Origin of the sequence: Pseudomonas mendocina (assembly GCF_900636545.1) — a bacterium.
Taxonomy (GTDB): Bacteria; Pseudomonadota; Gammaproteobacteria; order Pseudomonadales; family Pseudomonadaceae; genus Aquipseudomonas; species Aquipseudomonas mendocina.
This window is the reverse complement of sequence record NZ_LR134290.1, coordinates 4227556-4244414: the sequence shown is the minus strand read 5'-3', so window position 1 is coordinate 4244414 and position 16859 is coordinate 4227556. Positions and strand designations below refer to the sequence as shown.

17 protein-coding genes and 2 pseudogenes are annotated in these 16859 nt (G+C 61.7%); 10 read left to right on the top strand and 9 right to left on the bottom strand.

The window, feature by feature from the left end:
- Positions 1–25: 25 nt before the first annotated feature.
- Positions 26–1750, bottom strand: a complete 1725-nt coding sequence (locus EL191_RS19775; RefSeq protein ID WP_041980574.1) for a C13 family peptidase — start codon at positions 1748–1750, stop codon at positions 26–28.
- A 135-nt stretch (positions 1751–1885) separates the two neighbouring features.
- Positions 1886–2341, bottom strand: coding sequence for a MaoC family dehydratase (locus tag EL191_RS19770; RefSeq protein WP_013717189.1), 456 nt, complete (start codon positions 2339–2341; stop codon positions 1886–1888).
- A 398-nt stretch (positions 2342–2739) separates the two neighbouring features.
- Here EL191_RS19770 and EL191_RS19765 point away from each other — a divergent pair, with 398 nt between their 5' ends.
- The 3 genes from EL191_RS19765 to EL191_RS19755 are packed head-to-tail and all read left to right on the top strand — an operon-like array spanning position 2740 to position 4457.
- Entirely contained in the window at positions 2740–3099 is a 360-nt protein-coding gene (locus tag EL191_RS19765; protein WP_017361997.1) for a CidA/LrgA family protein, read from the top strand.
- The gene (locus tag EL191_RS19760) at positions 3096–3812 is read left to right on the top strand and encodes an LrgB family protein (protein ID WP_017361996.1); all 717 of its coding nucleotides are present in this window, start codon (positions 3096–3098) and stop codon (positions 3810–3812) included. Before EL191_RS19765 ends, EL191_RS19760 begins: the two co-directional genes overlap by 4 nt.
- Before the next feature lie 60 nt (positions 3813–3872).
- Complete coding sequence (locus tag EL191_RS19755; RefSeq protein ID WP_041980577.1) at positions 3873–4457, top strand: LON peptidase substrate-binding domain-containing protein; 585 nt, start codon at positions 3873–3875, stop codon at positions 4455–4457.
- A gap of 9 nt (positions 4458–4466) precedes the next feature.
- Here the strand turns inward: EL191_RS19755 and EL191_RS19750 are convergent, their stop codons facing one another.
- The 6 genes and pseudogenes from EL191_RS19750 to EL191_RS19725 form a co-directional block, all read right to left on the bottom strand.
- Entirely contained in the window at positions 4467–5783 is a 1317-nt protein-coding gene (locus EL191_RS19750) for a bifunctional DedA family/phosphatase PAP2 family protein (RefSeq protein WP_041980579.1), read from the bottom strand.
- A pseudogene (locus EL191_RS19745) lies at positions 5780–6178 on the bottom strand (DNA-3-methyladenine glycosylase); the annotation flags it as partial. The gene EL191_RS19750 and the pseudogene EL191_RS19745, both read right to left, overlap by 4 nt.
- 16 nt (positions 6179–6194) lie before the next feature.
- Entirely contained in the window at positions 6195–6788 is a 594-nt protein-coding gene (locus tag EL191_RS19740; protein WP_080764305.1) for a DUF4326 domain-containing protein, read from the bottom strand.
- Entirely contained in the window at positions 6785–7228 is a 444-nt protein-coding gene (locus EL191_RS19735; RefSeq protein ID WP_080764306.1) for a DUF488 domain-containing protein, read from the bottom strand. The genes EL191_RS19740 and EL191_RS19735 overlap by 4 nt, the downstream gene beginning before the upstream one ends.
- Before the next feature lie 9 nt (positions 7229–7237).
- Positions 7238–7909 (bottom strand): dual OB domain-containing protein, encoded by a 672-nt coding sequence (locus EL191_RS19730; RefSeq protein ID WP_126403520.1) that lies wholly within the window; start codon positions 7907–7909, stop codon positions 7238–7240.
- Positions 7910–8191: 282 nt separating this feature from the next.
- Positions 8192–8518, bottom strand: a pseudogene (locus EL191_RS19725) (DNA-3-methyladenine glycosylase); the annotation flags it as partial.
- Positions 8519–8584: 66 nt separating this feature from the next.
- On the opposite strand from EL191_RS19725, the gene EL191_RS19720 reads away from it, so the two are divergent.
- On the top strand, positions 8585–9439 hold the full coding sequence (locus tag EL191_RS19720) for a class I SAM-dependent methyltransferase (protein WP_041980581.1): 855 nt from the start codon (positions 8585–8587) through the stop codon (positions 9437–9439).
- Between the two features lie 15 nt (positions 9440–9454).
- On the opposite strand, the gene EL191_RS19715 is transcribed toward EL191_RS19720, so the two are convergent.
- On the bottom strand, positions 9455–10684 hold the full coding sequence (locus EL191_RS19715) for an alpha/beta fold hydrolase (protein WP_041980583.1): 1230 nt from the start codon (positions 10682–10684) through the stop codon (positions 9455–9457).
- Between the two features lie 299 nt (positions 10685–10983).
- On the opposite strand from EL191_RS19715, the gene EL191_RS19710 reads away from it, so the two are divergent.
- The 6 genes from EL191_RS19710 (at position 10984) to rodA (ending at position 16850) form a co-directional block, all read left to right on the top strand.
- Positions 10984–12249 carry a glutamate-5-semialdehyde dehydrogenase gene (locus EL191_RS19710; protein WP_041980585.1) on the top strand — a complete coding sequence of 422 codons (1266 nt, stop codon included), beginning with the start codon at positions 10984–10986 and terminating at the stop codon, positions 12247–12249.
- Complete coding sequence (gene nadD, locus EL191_RS19705; RefSeq protein WP_013717180.1) at positions 12250–12909, top strand: nicotinate-nucleotide adenylyltransferase; 660 nt, start codon at positions 12250–12252, stop codon at positions 12907–12909. It begins immediately after the preceding gene.
- 65 nt (positions 12910–12974) lie between these two features.
- Entirely contained in the window at positions 12975–13328 is a 354-nt protein-coding gene (rsfS, locus tag EL191_RS19700) for a ribosome silencing factor (RefSeq protein WP_026042034.1), read from the top strand.
- Positions 13329–13337: 9 nt separating this feature from the next.
- On the top strand, positions 13338–13805 hold the full coding sequence (gene rlmH / locus EL191_RS19695) for a 23S rRNA (pseudouridine(1915)-N(3))-methyltransferase RlmH (protein WP_041980586.1): 468 nt from the start codon (positions 13338–13340) through the stop codon (positions 13803–13805).
- Positions 13806–13815: 10 nt separating this feature from the next.
- Positions 13816–15708 (top strand): penicillin-binding protein 2, encoded by a 1893-nt coding sequence (gene mrdA, locus EL191_RS19690; RefSeq protein ID WP_013717178.1) that lies wholly within the window; start codon positions 13816–13818, stop codon positions 15706–15708.
- Entirely contained in the window at positions 15705–16850 is a 1146-nt protein-coding gene (gene rodA, locus EL191_RS19685) for a rod shape-determining protein RodA (protein WP_013717177.1), read from the top strand. Before mrdA ends, rodA begins: the two co-directional genes overlap by 4 nt.
- Positions 16851–16859: the final 9 nt, after the last annotated feature.

The window sequence follows — 16859 nt, the reverse complement described above, 5'->3', positions numbered from 1 at the left end:
TGTCTCTTGTCCGTTACAGTTCAGCTTAGTCTTTTGCCGGACCGCTGGCCACGGTACCGAGCGCACGCTCGGCCTGGCTTTGGCGTAGTTCGCGCCAGTGCTGCAGTACGCCGCGGGGCGCCCAGATCTGCGGTTCGGAAGGCTCGAATCCGTCGCTTTGCTCACGCTCGGCGACGCGTTCCTTGGCCAGTTCGAAGGCCCTTTCCAGATTGTCGGTTTCGCCCAGCGCCTCGGCGAACAGGGCGCGGCCGAAATAGGTGAAGTCGTTATCCTCGCTGCAGCCGAAGGACACCCGGTCTGCGCGTGCAGCAGTCATCACCAGGGTCTTTTCGTCTTTCAATGGCGGGATGAAACCACCGGAATAACAGGCCGAAACCACAATCACCTTGTTGCGTTGCTTGAGTGGTGAGAGCAGTGCCGCCAGCTCGCTGGCCGGCAGGTCGGCCAACTGCAGGCGCGGCTGGTCGAGGTTGAGTTCATGGCGGCGCGAGCCGTGGCTGGTCAGGTAGATGAAGATCAGGTCTTCCTCGCCACTGCGTTCGGCAAGAGCCTGAACCACGCGGGTGAGGTTCTCGCGCGTGGCCAATGGGCGGTCGGCAAGATGGTCGCGGTGATTGATCAGGCTGACGCTGCCGTAAGCACCAAAGCGATCGCGCATCAACCTGCTGACGTAATCGGCTTCGCGCATGAACACGCTCTGCTTGCCGTCGCCCGCCAGGGTCAGCGCGTAGAGTTCGCGCGACGGTGTCGAGGCGGGAATCGCGGCGATGACCTGGTCGAGCAGCTGCCCCTGTTGCAACAGGCCCAGCTCCAGGCTGTCGGGCAGTGGCTGACCCTGTTCGTCACGTACCAGGCGCCCGCTTTGCCAGGTGCCGGACTGACGACTGCCATCGGCCAGGGTCAGGGTGCCTTCGCCACTGTATTCTCCGCCGGAGAAATGGCCTCGATAGGCGCTGCCGTCTGGCAAGGTGAGCAGGCCTTCGCCCTCGTACTGCCAGTCGGCGAATTCGCCGAGGTAGCGGGTGCCTTCGCCATCGGTGTATTCGCCGGGGCCCTGCATCACGCCTTCTACGAATTCGCCGGCCCAGGTCTCGCCGCCAGCGCTCTGGTAGCGACCTTTGCCATGAAACTCGTCGTTCTTGAAACCGCCGCTGTAGTTATCGCCATCGGCGTTGTGGTAGCTGCCCTGGCCGCTGAGCAGACCCTGGGCGAACACGCCGCTGAACTGGTTGCCGTAGGCGTCGATGCGCACGCCCTGGCCCTCTGGCTGCCCCTTGACGAACTGGCCCTGGAAGCTGCTGCCGTCGGCCATTTCCAGTTTGCCCAGACCGTGGAAGCGGTCGTTGAGAAATTCGCCCTGGTAACGCTGGCCGCCCTGTTCGAGCAGGCCGACGCCGCTGAACCGGTTGCGTTCGAACCCCCCTTCGTAGCGGCTGCCGTCGCTGTAGGTCAGGGTGCCCTGGCCGTGGAACATGCCTTCATGAAATTCGCCCAGATAGTGCTCTCCACCGGGGCCTTGCCACTCGCCGCTGCCCTCGAGCATGCCGTCCTTGAACTGGCCGACGAACCAGCTGCCATTGCGGTAGTCCAGACGCCCGGGGCCTTGCAGTAGGCCATCAACGATCTCGCCGCGATACTGGCCGCCGTCGGGCAGGGTGGCATTGGCCGGCAGTAGCGGACGCGCTTCGTCGCAACCGGCGATCAGCAGGGACAGGCAAACAGGCAGCAGGCGCAGGGCAAGGGAATTCATGGCGGACGTCCAGGTCGGTGCTTTGCTCGGCAGTATGCCGCAAGCCCGCAGGCTTGCGCTGTCGCATCGCACGCTTTGCTGACGCGAGAAGATTCCCGTTCCGGCTGCGAGGGCCGGAACGGGAGCAGGCGGGGATCAAACGAAGCAGAGGGTCAGCGGCTCGGCGATGTAGGCCGGTTTTTCCTGGCCTTCGATTTCCAGCACGGCGCGCGCCTTGAGCAGCCACTGGCCGGGGTTCTTCTCGGTGGCATCGGTCAGGGTGACCACCAGGCGCACCTTGGAGTTGACCTTGACCGGCTGGATGAAGCGCACACTGTCGAGACCGTAGTTCACCGCCATCTTCAGTCCCTGCGGCATGATCATGATCTTTTCCATCAACATCGGCACCAGCGACAGGGAGAGGAAACCGTGGGCGATGGTGGTGCCGAAGGGCGTCAGCTTGGCCTTTTCTGGGTCGACATGGATGAACTGATGGTCGCCGGTACACTCGGCGAACTGATTGATGCGCTCCTGATCGATGGTCAGCCACTCGGATTTGCCGAGTTCCTTGCCAACATGGTCCTTGAGCTCTGCTACGGGTACGAACGGCATAGTTCCTCCTTGAGGACACGGGTGTTTTTCTTGTGTGCGTGAAACCGTTGCGGCCTAGATCAGCACGAGGGGGGCAGCGGGTCAAGCCTGCCTCGGCGTACTGAATGACGCGGCATAGGTCAGCCTGACGAAGCAATACAGAGGCTAGCGAAGGCGCATCGCGCCTATAATGGCCGACATGCCCCAATAGATGCCCAGAATCCCCTCTAGTAGGCTGCTGAAAAACTACCTGCGTGGTTATTGCTGCGTTAAAAACAGGCTCAAAATGCTCATTTACAGCTCGTAAACTCCGCTTTTTCGCCTGTTTTTGCCTGGCACTGACTGCCTCGCCTACGTTTTTCAATGGCCTACTCGCGAGCGGAAGCGCGGCCATCGCTCGTCTTGTGGAGAACTCAAACATGCTGCTTCGCGGCCTTTCCTGGCTGGTGCTATGCCAGTTGCTGGGTACCGCTCTCAACGTTCTGCTGCTGCCGATGCTGCCTGGGCCGATCATCGGCATGCTGCTGTTGTTCGTCTTTCTTATGCTGCGCGGTGAGGTCGGCGAGCCGCTCAGCGTGGCGTCCAGCAGCCTGCTCAAGTACCTGCCGCTGATTCTGGTGCCGCCTGCTGTAGGCGTGATGGCCTATGCCAGTGATATCGCCGCCGATTTTTGGGCGGTGGTCGGCGCGCTGGTGCTGTCTTTGCTGGTGTCGCTGGCCTTCGCTGGCTGGCTGATGCAGAAGCTGATCGAGCGCCAGCAGCGCAGGGAGGACGCATGAGTCCGGATTGGCAGGGCGCCTGGCAGGCGCTGACCCATCACCCGCTGTTCGGGATAGGCATAACCCTGGGCGCCTATCAGTTGGCCATGGCTGCCTACGAACGCACTCGCTGGGTGTTCCTGCAGCCAGTGCTGGTGTCGATGCTTACGGTGATCGGCATCCTGCTGCTGTGTGGCCTGAGTTTCGCCGAGTATCGCAACAGCGTCGCGGCACTGACCCTGCTGCTCGGCCCGGCCACCGTGGCCCTGGCCGTGCCGCTGTATCTCAACCTGCGGCGGATTCGCCAGCTGTTCTGGCCGATCATTCTGACCCTGCTGGTCGCCGGCACCTTCGCCACCGTGCTCGGGGCAGGGCTGGCCTGGTTGTTCGGCGCCGAGCGGCTGATGCTGATGAGCATGGCGCCCAAGTCGGTGACCTCGCCGATTGCCATGCTGGTGGCCGATCAGATTGGCGGCATCGCGGCACTGGCAGCGGTGTTCGTGATGATCACCGGGGTCATCGGTGCCATCGTCGGGCCGTCCATTTTGCGTCTGTGCCGGGTTCATCACCCAGCGGCGCAGGGCATGGCGCTGGGTATCACTGCACATGCTGTGGGCACCGCGCGCGCACTGCAGGAGAGCGATGAGTGCGGCGCCTTCGCCGCGTTGGCGATGAGTCTGATGGGGGTGATTACCGCCGTGCTGTTGCCTCTGGCGATTGTCATGCTCCTGTGAGAGCCTGCCTGGCCATCCCTGATGTTCCGGCAGTCTTGCGTAGATAACAGGCCGTAAACCATGAAGCTCCCGCTGTTTCCGCTCAACACCGTACTGTTTCCCGGTTGCGTGCTCGACCTGCAGATATTCGAGGCGCGCTACCTGGACATGATCAGCCGCTGCATGAAGCAAGGCACGGGGTTCGGCGTGGTGTGCATCGTCGAGGGCGAAGAAGTGGGCGAGGCCGCCAGCCGTTTCTCTGCGATTGGATGTGAGGCGCTGGTGCGTGATTTTCAACAGCGTACCAATGGACTGCTGGGTATCCGTGTCGAGGGCGGGCGGCGCTTTCGCGTCGAGCGTGCCCAGGTTTTGCCTGACCAGCTGACCGTCGCCGATGTGCAGTGGCTGGAGGCGCCGCCAGACAGCCCACTGCAGGCCGAGCACGCCGACCTTGCTGCCCTGCACGCCGCATTGGCCGAACATCCGTTGGTGGCAGGGTTGGCCATGGCGGGTGTGGTCACCAGCCAGCAGCAACTGGCCAATCAGCTGGCCTATCTGTTGCCGCTGGAGCCCGCGCAGAAGTTGCAGCTGCTTCAGCTCGACGATCCAGCCCTGTGTCTGGAACAGTTGCACGCCATGCTGGAAATACTCCAGGGCGATGCCTGAGGCGACGCGTCAGTACGCGTAGCGCAGCAGCGCATTGGACAGTTGCCAGGTCGCCATTCCTCCCAGTACCGCGAGGCAGGCCGGCAGGATGATCCACCACAGGCGCGCCGGCAGTGCCGGCAGCACCTCCTGGCGCTGGCACAGGGTCAGGCTCAGGCCGCACACGGCTGACGCCAGCAGGGCCCCGGCGATGATGTCGCTGGGCCAGTGTACGCCCAGGTAGATTCGCGACAGTGCGATGGCGGCCGCCGGCAGGCAAGCCACCACCAGCCAGGCCAGGCGCAGGCGCCCCGATTGCCCGCGACCGGCGAGTACCCCCAGCACCAGGAAGAAGGCAAAGGCTGCCGAGCTGTGGCCGCTGGGAAAGCTGTAGGTCGTCAGCGGTTCGCTCAGCACATCAGGGCGTGCCCGGGCAAAGCCATGCTTGAGGGTGGTATTGCCGATGGCCGTGACCAGCAGGGTCGAACCGGCGAACAGCAGGTGGCGCCATTGACGCGCCAGGAACAGCAGGGCGCACAGCATTGCCGCCGCTGCAAACTGGATATGGAAGTCGCCCAGTCGGGTCAGGGTGCCAATCCATTGGTCCAGGTGGGCCTGACGCTGCTCCTGGATCAGAGTCATCAGGCCCTGATCCAGCGCATCGAGATGCGGCCAGCCGATGACGATGGCTATCAGCAGTGCCAGGCTGAGACCGCCGCCCAGCAGGCTGGCCCGCGGTTTTTCCGCCAGGCTGGCTTGAATGGTCAGCAACAGGATCACACCGATACCGGCCAGCAGCACTGCGGCTTCGGTCCAGAATCCTTCCGCCATTGGCAGGCGCAGCGCCGCTCCGGTGGCCCAGCCCGGTAACAGGTAGGCCACGGCCCAGCCGGCTGCCGCCACCAGGCTGACCAGGATGAAGCGCAGCAGCGGCATGTTCAGCATGCCGGCTACCAGTGGCAGCATCGGCCGTAGCGGGCCGATGAAGCGCCCGACCAACAGGCTGGCCACCCCGTAGTGACGGAAATAGAGCTCGGCACGCAAAATCCACTGCGGATGATGGCGCAGCACCGGCAGGCGCCCGATGTTGTGCTTGAAGCGCCTGCCCAGCGCGTAGGAAATCATGTCGCCACACAGCGCGCCGGTGTAGGCCAGCAGTAGCGTCTGCCACAGCGTCAGTATCCCGCTGCCGGCGAGCAGCGCGACGCTGAATAGCAGCACCACGCCGGGCAGCACGATGCCCACCAGGGCCAGGCATTCGAGCAGAGCGATGACAAAGATCGCTACCCCCAGCCATTGCGGGTTGCCACTCAGCCAGGTGGTCAGGTTATCCAGCCAGACGCTCATCGTTCTGCTCCTGAAACGCTCAACAATCGATAGTCACGGCCTTCGACCTGTCCACGACGCAAAGGGTTGCGCGTGCAATGGCGAGCGTACAGCGCGTCGACGAAACGATATGGCAGGTGTTCGTCGCGCCCCTGGGGAATGCCAAGGCGCGCGCACTGGATGATCGAGTGAGGCTGCTCGCCGACATCCTCGACGAACAATCGTTGCAGATCGAAGCGGCGCGCATCCCAGTCCTTTACCTTCAAACCGAGTGCCTTGCACAGCAGGGTTTGCCCTGCGCACAAACGCTCAGGCGCACGTGGTCGGCCGAGATTGTCGGGATTGTTGCGCTGCATGGCGGCGAGCGAGTCGGCGCCGCTGATGGCGTCGATCCAGGGATGTCCGGACTTGATCAAATCAGGGGCTCGCCCGCTATTTACCATCATCAAGTGAATTTACATAGGCGGCTATTACGTCACCGTGACAAGCTGCTGGCTTGCAGTGACAAGCAATCACCTTACCTTTGATTTTGCTCAGGTGCTTTTCAAAATCTTGATGCACCTTTAAAAAACCTCGGTCAAAATCATACGCAAATTTGCGTATTACTTCGTCCCTGTCACCATCCTGACCGATCTGGTAAGGGTTACCCCATACAGTCCCTCGGCCAATGTAGACATCGTATGTGTCGACTCGATCTTTATTAACGACTAGGGTTAATTCAAGAGGCACAACCTTAAAGCGAATATTCTTCTCTTTAAGACTTTCACGCAGCTTAGCGAAGCACTCCCGATCTTCAAAGATGATTGCGTGAGTAGAGTTTTCTACAGCCTCAGCGGGATCTGAAAAAAAGGTCATCCCGCAATCTTTTTCTTTAGCACACCTTTTTACATACTCATTGGCATCATTAAAGCACACCAATTCAATTTCACCCGATTGACTGGTGTACGTGTCGATTTTTCGCTTCAATTTCTCATAGCAAAGAAATTCAGGCGGGTAGGCAATGAGGATGTTTTTTCTATCTGTCATATCAAATGCTTTGTCTCAATATTTTCATTTGACCAATGAGATTTTAGGTATTCAATAACCAATCGCCTATGGCATTGGTGCGGCTGGTGCTCACTGCAAAGCAAGCAACCTTGATCGATGATTTCTGGCTTCAAATGCTTTTCAATATTTCGCTTGGCCATCAAGTTTAAAAATTTATCTTCGTATTGCTGCCAAGTGATTTCCTTTTTTTGATATGGCGACAAAATTTCTTTTGTGGGAGCCAGATCAGGAATATGGACATAATCAACGTCGCACAACTCTTTTAGAAAATACTTCAGGTCATCTTTCTTTGCGAACCCTGAAAGCTGCGAAATGTTATTTAAACGCACATCAACGATGCGTTTTGTCCCTGATAGTTTAATCAGGGAGAAAAAGCGTTCTGCTTTTTTCTCTGTAAAACCGATTGTGAAAATTTTCATTTTTGCCCCTTAAAATACTGCAGCGACCAATTTGTAAGCGTCACCGTTGTAAGGCTCGCCTAGACTTATGGTGAAATAATTTACCTCAGCCCTGTACTCACCATCCCGCATAGCTTTGTATTGCTGCTCCGTTTCTGGATCAGTCACCCTTAAAGCATAGTTTTCACGGTTATACGTAAAATGTGCCCGTACAACACGCTTAGGATTGCCAAACGCGGCACCTTCGGCCTCCACGCTGAACCGCACGTTTTCCGGTCGGATTAGGTAGAGCGTTTGGCGTGGATCAGCGAGCAAGGCCACAGCAACGCGGTCATTAACGCCAGAGTAGCTGTGATTCCCGTTCTCCCACAGAGAGGGTGGACTATCCACAAGGGGGGCCAGTTCATTGACCGTGTAGCGTCCCAACCTCTCCCAATAGATATTGTCATCAATGACGTGATTCTCTCTCTGGAAGGAGGGCGGAGCGGTGTTAGTGAACGTGATTTCGATTACATCCAGCTTCTGGGCTGTCGTGCCATCGTCGTACTCACGATCTCGTTCGGTGATTTCGTGTGACGGAGAGGTTCCGATTGGGCGTAACCAAGCCCCCGCATACTGGCCCTCTGTCACTTTGCCAGCAACACAGCGACCGCTAGATTTCCGAGAGTTAGCTAAGCATACAATCCGGTATTCATATGTCATCTTGTTATCCCTTTCGTGATGGCGATGTGCCTAGCTGAATCCTCCCGTTTGCTGATCCAGCAATCAACCCTTCTTTCGTCACACCTACGGCGGTCGTCCGCACCGATGCAAAGCCTCGGCACGATCAACCACCTCTACGAAAAAGACGCTCTAACACGCTCGTTTGCCGGGCGGAAACAACCGGGCAAACACCCAGCCCGCAGGGCATAAAAAAACCGGGCCTGCCCCGGTATGATGCCCCCTTATGACCTATCTAAAAAATTACAGGTTAAATGTGTACAACTTGATCAGCACGGCGTTGCCAGGCCCTTGAGCGCTGAAGTTCAACGAGTCGCCGCCGCGTGCGTAGTACATATAGATGTGCACGCCATCGGCAAACAGCGCCTTGCGCTTCTCGGTGTAGCCGAGCGAGGCATGGCTGCCCTTGTCCACCAGGTAGTAGGCTTCGGTCTCGATGATCCTTGCGCTCAGCCACAGCGTGCCGACGCGATGGCGGATGACCTTGCCGAGCAACTCGCGTGCGAGCAACTGAGCGTCGCGGTCGAAGAAGGTGTCAGGCAATGGCCTGGCGCCGGGCCAGGGCAAACTAAGGGTGGGTTCGGCGGGCATGATCTGTCGAAGGGGCTCGCAGCGTTCTAATCTGGGGCCGCGAGCATAACAACAAGAGCCTTAAAAATGCCTGAATGCGCCCGCGTCAGCAGTGCCCATATCAGCCCCTCGGCGCATTACACCGGCTACGTCTGGTATCGCCACCGCCTGGCCGACCCCGCGTTCGTCACGACCTTTGGCCGCTTCGTGCACAAGCTGCTGTGGCCGGTTACCTGGGGCGCCAGGGCCGGCTTCGGGCTGGATATCGAGGCTTTTCTGTTGCAGCGTCATCTGCAGATCGATGCGCAGCTGACTGAGGCCATCGAGCAGCAGGACGTGCTCCAGGTGGTGGAGATCGCCTGTGGTCTGTCGCCGCGCGGTCGGCGTTTCTGCTCGCGCTATCCACAGTTGCAGTACCTGGAGGCGGATCTGCCGGCGATGGCGGCGCGCAAGCGTCTGCTGTTGCACGGCGAGGGCTGGCTGGATGGTCGGCACCAGGTACGTGCCGTGGACATCCTCGCTGAGCGAGGCAACCAGCGCCTGAGTGCGCTGTTCAAGGATCTGGACCGCACGCAGCCCGTGGTGGTGATCACCGAAGGGTTGGTCAACTACTTTCCACTGGCGCTGATCGAAGGGTTCTGGAGCCGGCTCGCCCACGAGCTGGGCGAATTTTCCGCTGCTACCTACCTGACCGAGCTCTATCCGGATCTACGGGAACATCCACGCTATCGCCAGCTGCGCTGGGGCGTCGACCTGATCGGCCGATTGACCCGCGGCAGCTACCCGCTGCATTACCGCAATCATGAGGAGATCGTCGCGGGCTTCCGGCGTTGCGGCTTCGCTCAGGTGCAGGTGCTCGACCCCAGTGCCGATGCAGTGAGCCTTGGCCTGCCACCGGCCCGCTTACCGGGGCTGGTGCGAGTGATTCAGGCGCGGACTTAGGATGCGCCGCAGCTCCTAGGCACAGGCTACCGCTGGTAGTGGCGCCGGATGGATACGATCGGCCAGCGCCAGGCTGGCGTTGGCATCGGTATGCGGGAAGACGAAGGCCAATCCTTTTTCATCGCGTCGCAGTGGCAGCAGAGATTGACTCGGTAGGTCCGCCAGGCCCAGTTGCCAGCCGCGTGTCGGCAGATCCCGGGGCAGATCGCCTTGCAGCAAGCCACCGAAGAAGCCCAGCTCGCTCAGCTCCACCGTCCATTGCTGGCCGTCGACATGGTGCAGCAGCGCCTGGCGCTGGCGTGGAGCAAGGCGCGGCTCGCAGCGTTTCTCCAGCTGCAATAGCTGCTCGCTGTGCAGGCGTGTGCTGCCATGGCTGCGCAGAGGCAGTGGGCGCCCTTCGAGGAAGGGGCGATAGAGTGTGGCGCAGGCTTCGCGTTGTTCGAACTGGGCGAGATGGTCGGCGCGGTGGACCAGCACGCAATCGGCGCTGGCACAGGCTGCGGCGAATTGGGCGTGTTCCCAGGGTTGGGTGAAGTGGTCGTGTTCGCCGGCCAGTACCAGGGTCGGGCATTGGGGATGTTGGCTGAAGCCGCCGAAGGCCAGGAGGCGTTGGCTGTTTTGCCGATAACGCTCGACCTCGTTCGGGGACAGGCGCTGGATTTGCCGCAGCAGTGCCTTGCGGAATACCGGTGATATGCCGGTCGCCTGCAGTTGCAGCGGATTGAGCAGGCCGCTCAGGGCACCTTGGGCAAACTCGCCATTACGACCTTCGGCCAGCAGGGCCAGGCCTTCCTCCAGCATCCTCCGTGCGCCAGGGCGACCGAAGGCGGTGATGCCGGCCAGCAGCAGGCGCGCGCAGCGCTGCGGATGGCGGGCGGCGAACAGGGCGGCCAGGGCAGAACCATAGGACAGGCCGATCGGCATCAACGGCGGCAATTGCAGTTGTTCGGCGAAGGCGGCGATCAGGTCGGCCAACTGCTCCAGGCCGAGTTCGGGGGCCAGCTGCAGATTACCGCCCTGGCTGGGCAGGTCGAGCAGGATCACCGGATGTTCGCGCAGCAACTCGTCCACTTCGGCAGCGAACGAACGGAAACTCTGGAAGGCGCCGCCGAGCATAAGTACCGGCGCGCGCGCATCGCGTTGGCGGCTGGAATAGGCCTGGTAATGCAGGCGCCAACCGCCGATCTCGATTACCTCGGGCGGGCTGGCGAGCAAGGCGGCGCTGTAGTCGGTGCGGTAACGCATGGGGGCACTCCAGTCTGTTGTTGTTCTTCTGGGTGGGGCGGCACGCAGCGCCGTCTCGCAGTTCGGCAAGACCTCGATTGCAAGGTAAACATCAGAGGGCGATTTGTTTACCCAACCTTCGGGCGGCCCCGGCTTGCGGGTGTAACCGTTGCGGCTCGGGCGCCTCTGTGGTGCGGCTGCGAGCGTTACCGCGAGGCATTGTCGGACGCGCCGTCTACCGCTTGCCAGACGCCGCTGGGCGCAGCCTTGTGAGCCGGCTATAATCAGCCCCTTTTTCCAACTGCCAGACCTCCGCCGCCATGACCGAGTCCGTGCACGACTACATGACCCGCCTGGGCCAGGCCGCCCGCCAGGCTTCGCGGGTGCTCGCCCGCGCCAGCACCGCGCAGAAGAATCGCGCGCTGCACGCTGCCGCCGATGCCCTCGACGCCGCTCGCGCCGAGCTGACTGCCGCCAACGAACTGGACCTGGCCGCCGCCCGTGCCAGCGGTCTGGAACCGGCCATGGTCGACCGCCTGGCGCTGACGCCGAAGGTGATCGACAGCATGATCGAAGGGCTGCGCCAGGTGGCGACCCTGCCCGATCCGATCGGCGAGATTCAGGGCATGCGCTACCTGCCGTCCGGCATCCAGGTCGGCAAGATGCGTGTGCCGCTGGGGGTGATCGGCATCATCTACGAGTCGCGGCCGAACGTGACCATCGATGCCGCCAGCCTGTGCCTGAAGTCCGGCAACGCCACCATCCTGCGTGGCGGCTCCGAGGCCATTCACTCCAACCAGGCGATTGCCCGCTGCATCCAGCAGGGCCTGGCGAAGGCCGACCTGCCGGCAGCTGCCGTGCAGGTGGTGGAAACCACCGACCGCGCTGCCGTCGGTGAGCTGATCACCATGCCGGAGTACGTCGACGTGATCGTCCCGCGCGGCGGCAAGGGCCTGATCGAACGCATCAGTCGCGATGCCAAGGTGCCTGTGATCAAGCATCTGGACGGCGTCTGCCACGTCTATGTCGACGTCGCCGCCGACCTCGACAAGGCCATCCGCGTCTGTGACAACGCCAAGACCCAGCGCTACTCGCCGTGCAATGCAATGGAAACCCTGCTGGTGCATCAGGCTGTCGCTGCACGCGTGCTGCCGCCGCTGGCCGCCATCTACCGTGACAAGGGCGTTGAACTGCGTGGCGATGCCGCCACCTGCGAGCTGCTCGGCGGCGATGTGCTGGAAGCGAGCGAGGACGACTGGTTCGCCGAGTACAACGCGCCGATCCTGGCGATTCGCATCGTCGACTCGCTGGATGCGGCCATCGAGCACATCAATCATTACGGCTCGCAGCACACCGACTCGATCATCACCGAGAACTTCAGCGATGCGCGGCGTTTCCTCACCGAGGTGGATTCTTCCTCGGTGATGGTCAACGCCTCGACCCGCTTCGCCGATGGTTTCGAGTACGGCCTGGGGGCGGAGATCGGCATTTCCACCGACAAGCTGCACGCACGTGGCCCGGTCGGCCTGGAAGGCCTGACCAGCGAGAAATACGTGGTCTTCGGCGACGGACACATTCGTACATAAATGAAACGGATCGGCGCCCGACGCATCGGCCTGCTCGGCGGTACCTTCAACCCGGTACACATCGGGCATCTGCGTGCCGCGCTGGAGGTGGCCGAATTCATGGCGCTGGACGAGCTGCGGCTGATCCCCAGCGCCAGACCGCCGCATCGCGACACGCCGCAGGCGACGGCGGAACAGCGTCTGGCCATGGTCGAACTGGCGGTGTCAGGCGAGACGCGGCTGACGGTCGATGACCGCGAGCTGCGCCGCGACAAACCGTCGTACACCCTGGACACGCTGGAGTCGGTGCGTGCCGAGCTGGCAGCGGACGATCAGCTGTTCCTGCTGCTGGGCTGGGATGCCTTCTGCGGTTTGCCGAGCTGGCATCGTTGGCAGGAGCTGCTCGAGCACTGTCACCTGCTGGTGTTGCAACGGCCGGATGCCGACAGTGAAGCGCCGGAGGCGCTGCGCGATCTGCTGGCCGCGCGCAGTGTCAGCGACCCGTTGAGCCTGGTGGGTGCAGGCGGGCAAATCAGTTTCATCTGGCAGACTCCGTTGGCGATTTCCGCCACGCAGATTCGCCACTTGTTGGCAACTGGCCGCTCGGCGCGTTATCTGCTGCCGGATGCGGTACTGGCCTATATCCAGGCGCACGATCTGTACCGTGCGCCCAATGCTTGAAACGCCATGCATGTGCGCTGGCGTCCATTACACGAGGCAAATGAGTTTTTATGAGTAAGCAGAACATGCCCAGCGACGAGCTGGTCAAGATCGCCGTGGCGGCGCTGGAAGAGATCAAGGCGACCGACATCACCGTGATCGACGTCAAGGACAAGACCAGCATCACCGATTTCATGGTGATCGCCAGCGGTAGCTCCAGCCGTCAGGTCAAGTCACTGGTGGAAAACGTACTGGAAAAGGTCAAGGAACAGGGTGTACGCCCGATCGGTAGCGAAGGTCTGGACAGCGGCGAATGGGCGCTGCTCGACCTCGGGGACATCGTCGTGCACGTGATGCTGCCGACCGCGCGCCAGTTCTACGACCTCGAGCGCCTGTGGCAGGGCGCCGAGCAGAGCCGCGCCCAGCACAGCGCAGAGTAAGCGCAAGCCGTGCGGATCAAACTGATCGCCGTCGGTTCGCGCATGCCGCGTTGGGTCGAGGAGGGCTGGCAGGAGTACGTCAAGCGCCTGCCGGCCGAGTTGCCGCTGGAACTGGTGGAAATTCCCCTCAACACCCGTGGCAAGAACGCCGATGTCGCCCGCCTGATCCGTCAGGAGGGCGAGGCCATGCTGAGCAAGGTGCAACCCGGCGAACGTATCGTCACGCTGGAGGTCCATGGCAAGCCATGGAGCACCGAGCAACTGGCGGCGGAGCTGGACCGCTGGCGTCTCGATGCACGCAACGTCAACCTCATGGTCGGCGGCCCGGAAGGGCTGGCGCCGGAGGTTTGCGCGCGCAGCGAGCAGCGCTGGTCGCTGTCGCCGATGACCCTGCCGCATCCGCTGGTGCGCATCCTGCTTGGCGAGCAGATCTACCGAGCCTGGACCGTATTGTCCGGTCACCCGTACCACAAGTGATCAAGTAGTCATGCCGCAGCCGATTCGCCTCAAGGATCACGAAAAGGACGCTCGCCTGGTCAAGCGCCGGGTGCTCGTCGGCGGCGTGGTGATCATCCTGCTGACCTGCGTGCTGATCATGCGCATGTACTACCTGCAGGTGATCCAGTACGAGCATCACAGCACGCTGGCAGAAAACAACCGCATCCACGTGCAGCCTCTGCCGCCAACCCGTGGGCTGATCTACGATCGCAACGGCGTGATCATCGCCGACAACCGTCCCAGCTTCAGCCTGACCGTGACCCGTGAGCGTGCCGGTGACTGGCTCAGCGTGCTCGACACCGTGGTCGAGGTGCTGGAGCTTAGCGAGGATGAGCGTGCGCTGTTCGAACGCCGCGTGCGCCAGGGGCGGCGCCCGTTCGAGCCGGTACCGATCCTGTTCGAGCTGAGCGAGGAGCAGATCGCCCGCATCGCGGTCAACCAGTTCCGTCTGCCGGGCGTCGAGGTGGCTGCGCAGCTGGTGCGGCATTACCCGCAGCAGGAGCATTTCGCTCATTCGGTCGGCTATGTTGGGCGTATCAACGAGCAGGAGCTCAAGCGCCTCGACCCGACCGACTATGCCGGTACGCACCATATCGGCAAGACCGGTATCGAGCGCTTCTACGAGGACGAACTGCACGGCGAGGTCGGCTATGAAGAGGTCGAGACCAACGCCCGTGGCCGCGTATTGCGCGTACTCAACCGCGTCGATCCGAAACCGGGCAAGGACATCGTCCTCAGCCTCGACGTGAACCTGCAGGAAGCCGCGGAAAAAGCCCTGGGTGGTCGTCGTGGCGCGGTGGTGGCTATCGACCCGAACAATGGCGAAGTGCTGGCGATGGTCAGCCAGCCCAGCTTCGATCCCAACCCCTTCGTCACCGGCATCAGCTTCAAGGCCTATGGCGAGTTGCGCGACTCCATCGATCAGCCGCTGTACAACCGGGTACTGCGCGGCCTTTACCCGCCTGGCTCGACCATCAAGCCGATGGTGGCCGTGGCTGGCCTCGATGCCGGGGTGGTCACGCCCACCTCGCGGGTGTTCGACCCTGGCTTCTATCAGTTGCCCAACCACAGCCACAAATACCGCAACTGGAACCGTAGCGGTGACGGCTGGGTCGACCTCAACCTGGCCATCGCCCGTTCCAACGACACCTATTTCTACGATCTGGCGCACAAGATGGGCGTCGATCGCATGCACGACTACATGAGCCGCTTCGGCCTCGGCCAGCGCGTGGCGCTGGACATGTTCGAGGAAACCGCCGGCCTGATGCCGTCGCGCGACTGGAAACGGGCACGCTATCGCCAGCCCTGGTATCCCGGCGAGACGCTGATTCTCGGTATCGGCCAGGGCTACATGCAGACCACGCCGCTGCAACTGGCGCAGGCCACCGCATTGATGGCCACGCGTGGCAAGTGGATTCGCCCGCACCTGGCCAAGAGCGTCGATGGTCGTCTGCCCGTGGACCCCAATCCGATGCCCGACATCGTCCTGCGTGACCCGAAGTTCTGGGATTACGGCATCCATGGCATGGAAGAGGTGTTGCATGGCCCACGCGGAACCGCGCGCAAGGTCGGCGACAGTTCGGTCTATCGCATCGCCGGCAAGAGCGGCACGGCGCAGGTGGTGGCGATCAAGCAGGGTGAGAAGTACGACCGCAACAAGGTGCAGGAGCGCCACCGCGACCACGCGCTGTTCATCGGTTTTGCGCCTGCGAACAACCCGCAGATCGCCGTCGCGGTGATGGTGGAGAACGGGGAATCCGGCTCTGGCGTCGCCGCGCCAGTGGTCAAGCAGGTCATGGACGCCTGGCTGCTGGACAAGGAAACCGGTCAGCTCAAGGCCGAGTTCGCGATGCCCAAGCCTGCCGAGGTCAGCCAACGATGATGAGCAATTTCGACCGTACCCTGTCCGACGAGGACGTACTGCGTCGTCGCGCCAGCCTGTTGCAGCGCATGCATATCGATGGCTGGCTGCTGTTACTGCTGCTGATTCTCGGCACTGGCAGCCTGTTCATCCTTTATTCGGCCAGTGGCAAGAACATCGACCTGTTGCTCAAGCAGGCGTCCTCGTTCGGCATCGGCATGCTCGCGGTGGTGGTGATCGCCCAGTTCGACCCGCGCTTCATGGCGCGCTGGGTACCTCTTGCCTACGTGATAGGCGTCGCGCTGCTGATGGTGGTGGAGGTCATGGGCCATACCGCGATGGGCGCCACACGCTGGATCAATATCCCCGGGGTGATCCGCTTCCAGCCGTCGGAGCTGATGAAAATCATCATGCCGATGACCATCGCCTGGTACCTGTCGCGGCACAACCTGCCGCCGCGCTTCAAGCACATCGTCATCAGCCTGGCGATGATCGGTGTGCCTTTCGTACTGATCGTCAAGCAGCCGGACCTGGGCACCTCGTTGCTGATCCTCGCCTCGGGCGCATTCGTGGTGTTCATGGCCGGCCTGCAATGGCGCTGGATCATCGGCGCCGCCGCTGCCGTGGTGCCGGTCGCGGTGGGCATGTGGTACTTCGTCATGCATGACTACCAGAAACGCCGCGTGCTGACCTTCCTCAATCCCGAGAGCGATCCGCTGGGGTCGGGCTGGAACATCATCCAGTCCAAGGCAGCGATCGGTTCCGGCGGCGTGCTGGGCAAGGGCTGGCTACTGGGTACTCAGTCGCACCTGGATTTTTTGCCGGAAAGCCATACGGACTTTATTATTGCCGTGCTCGCGGAGGAGTTCGGCCTGGTTGGCGTCTGTCTGTTGTTGCTGCTCTATCTGCTGCTGCTGGCGCGCGGCCTGGTGATCACCGCCCAGGCGCAGACGCTGTTCGGCAAGCTGCTGGCCGGGGCGCTGACCATGACCTTCTTCGTCTACGTATTCGTCAACATCGGCATGGTCAGCGGGCTGCTGCCGGTGGTTGGGGTGCCGCTGCCCTTCATTAGTTATGGCGGAACCCATCTGGTCACGCTGTTGTCAGGCTTCGGGATATTGATGGCGATCCACACCCACAGAAAGTGGATCGCCCAGGTTTGATTTGGGGGT

Bases quoted from the DNA above. Each gene is read 5' to 3' on its own strand.
- mrdA (WP_013717178.1), top strand. From the start codon at position 13,816: ATGCCGCAGCCGATTCGCCTCAAGGATCACGAAAAGGACGCTCGCCTG.
- rsfS (WP_026042034.1), top strand. From the start codon at position 12,975: ATGCCCAGCGACGAGCTGGTCAAGATCGCCGTGGCGGCGCTGGAAGAG.
- EL191_RS19740 (WP_080764305.1), bottom strand. From the start codon at position 6,788: ATGACAGATAGAAAAAACATCCTCATTGCCTACCCGCCTGAATTTCTT.
- EL191_RS19765 (WP_017361997.1), top strand. From the start codon at position 2,740: ATGCTGCTTCGCGGCCTTTCCTGGCTGGTGCTATGCCAGTTGCTGGGT.
- EL191_RS19715 (WP_041980583.1), bottom strand. From the start codon at position 10,684: ATGCGTTACCGCACCGACTACAGCGCCGCCTTGCTCGCCAGCCCGCCC.
- EL191_RS19730 (WP_126403520.1), bottom strand. From the start codon at position 7,909: ATGACATATGAATACCGGATTGTATGCTTAGCTAACTCTCGGAAATCT.
- EL191_RS19770 (WP_013717189.1), bottom strand. From the start codon at position 2,341: ATGCCGTTCGTACCCGTAGCAGAGCTCAAGGACCATGTTGGCAAGGAA.
- rodA (WP_013717177.1), top strand. From the start codon at position 15,705: ATGATGAGCAATTTCGACCGTACCCTGTCCGACGAGGACGTACTGCGT.
- EL191_RS19735 (WP_080764306.1), bottom strand. From the start codon at position 7,228: ATGAAAATTTTCACAATCGGTTTTACAGAGAAAAAAGCAGAACGCTTT.
- nadD (WP_013717180.1), top strand. From the start codon at position 12,250: ATGAAACGGATCGGCGCCCGACGCATCGGCCTGCTCGGCGGTACCTTC.
- EL191_RS19775 (WP_041980574.1), bottom strand. From the start codon at position 1,750: ATGAATTCCCTTGCCCTGCGCCTGCTGCCTGTTTGCCTGTCCCTGCTG.
- EL191_RS19755 (WP_041980577.1), top strand. From the start codon at position 3,873: ATGAAGCTCCCGCTGTTTCCGCTCAACACCGTACTGTTTCCCGGTTGC.
- EL191_RS19710 (WP_041980585.1), top strand. From the start codon at position 10,984: ATGACCGAGTCCGTGCACGACTACATGACCCGCCTGGGCCAGGCCGCC.
- EL191_RS19720 (WP_041980581.1), top strand. From the start codon at position 8,585: ATGCCTGAATGCGCCCGCGTCAGCAGTGCCCATATCAGCCCCTCGGCG.
- EL191_RS19750 (WP_041980579.1), bottom strand. From the start codon at position 5,783: ATGAGCGTCTGGCTGGATAACCTGACCACCTGGCTGAGTGGCAACCCG.
- EL191_RS19760 (WP_017361996.1), top strand. From the start codon at position 3,096: ATGAGTCCGGATTGGCAGGGCGCCTGGCAGGCGCTGACCCATCACCCG.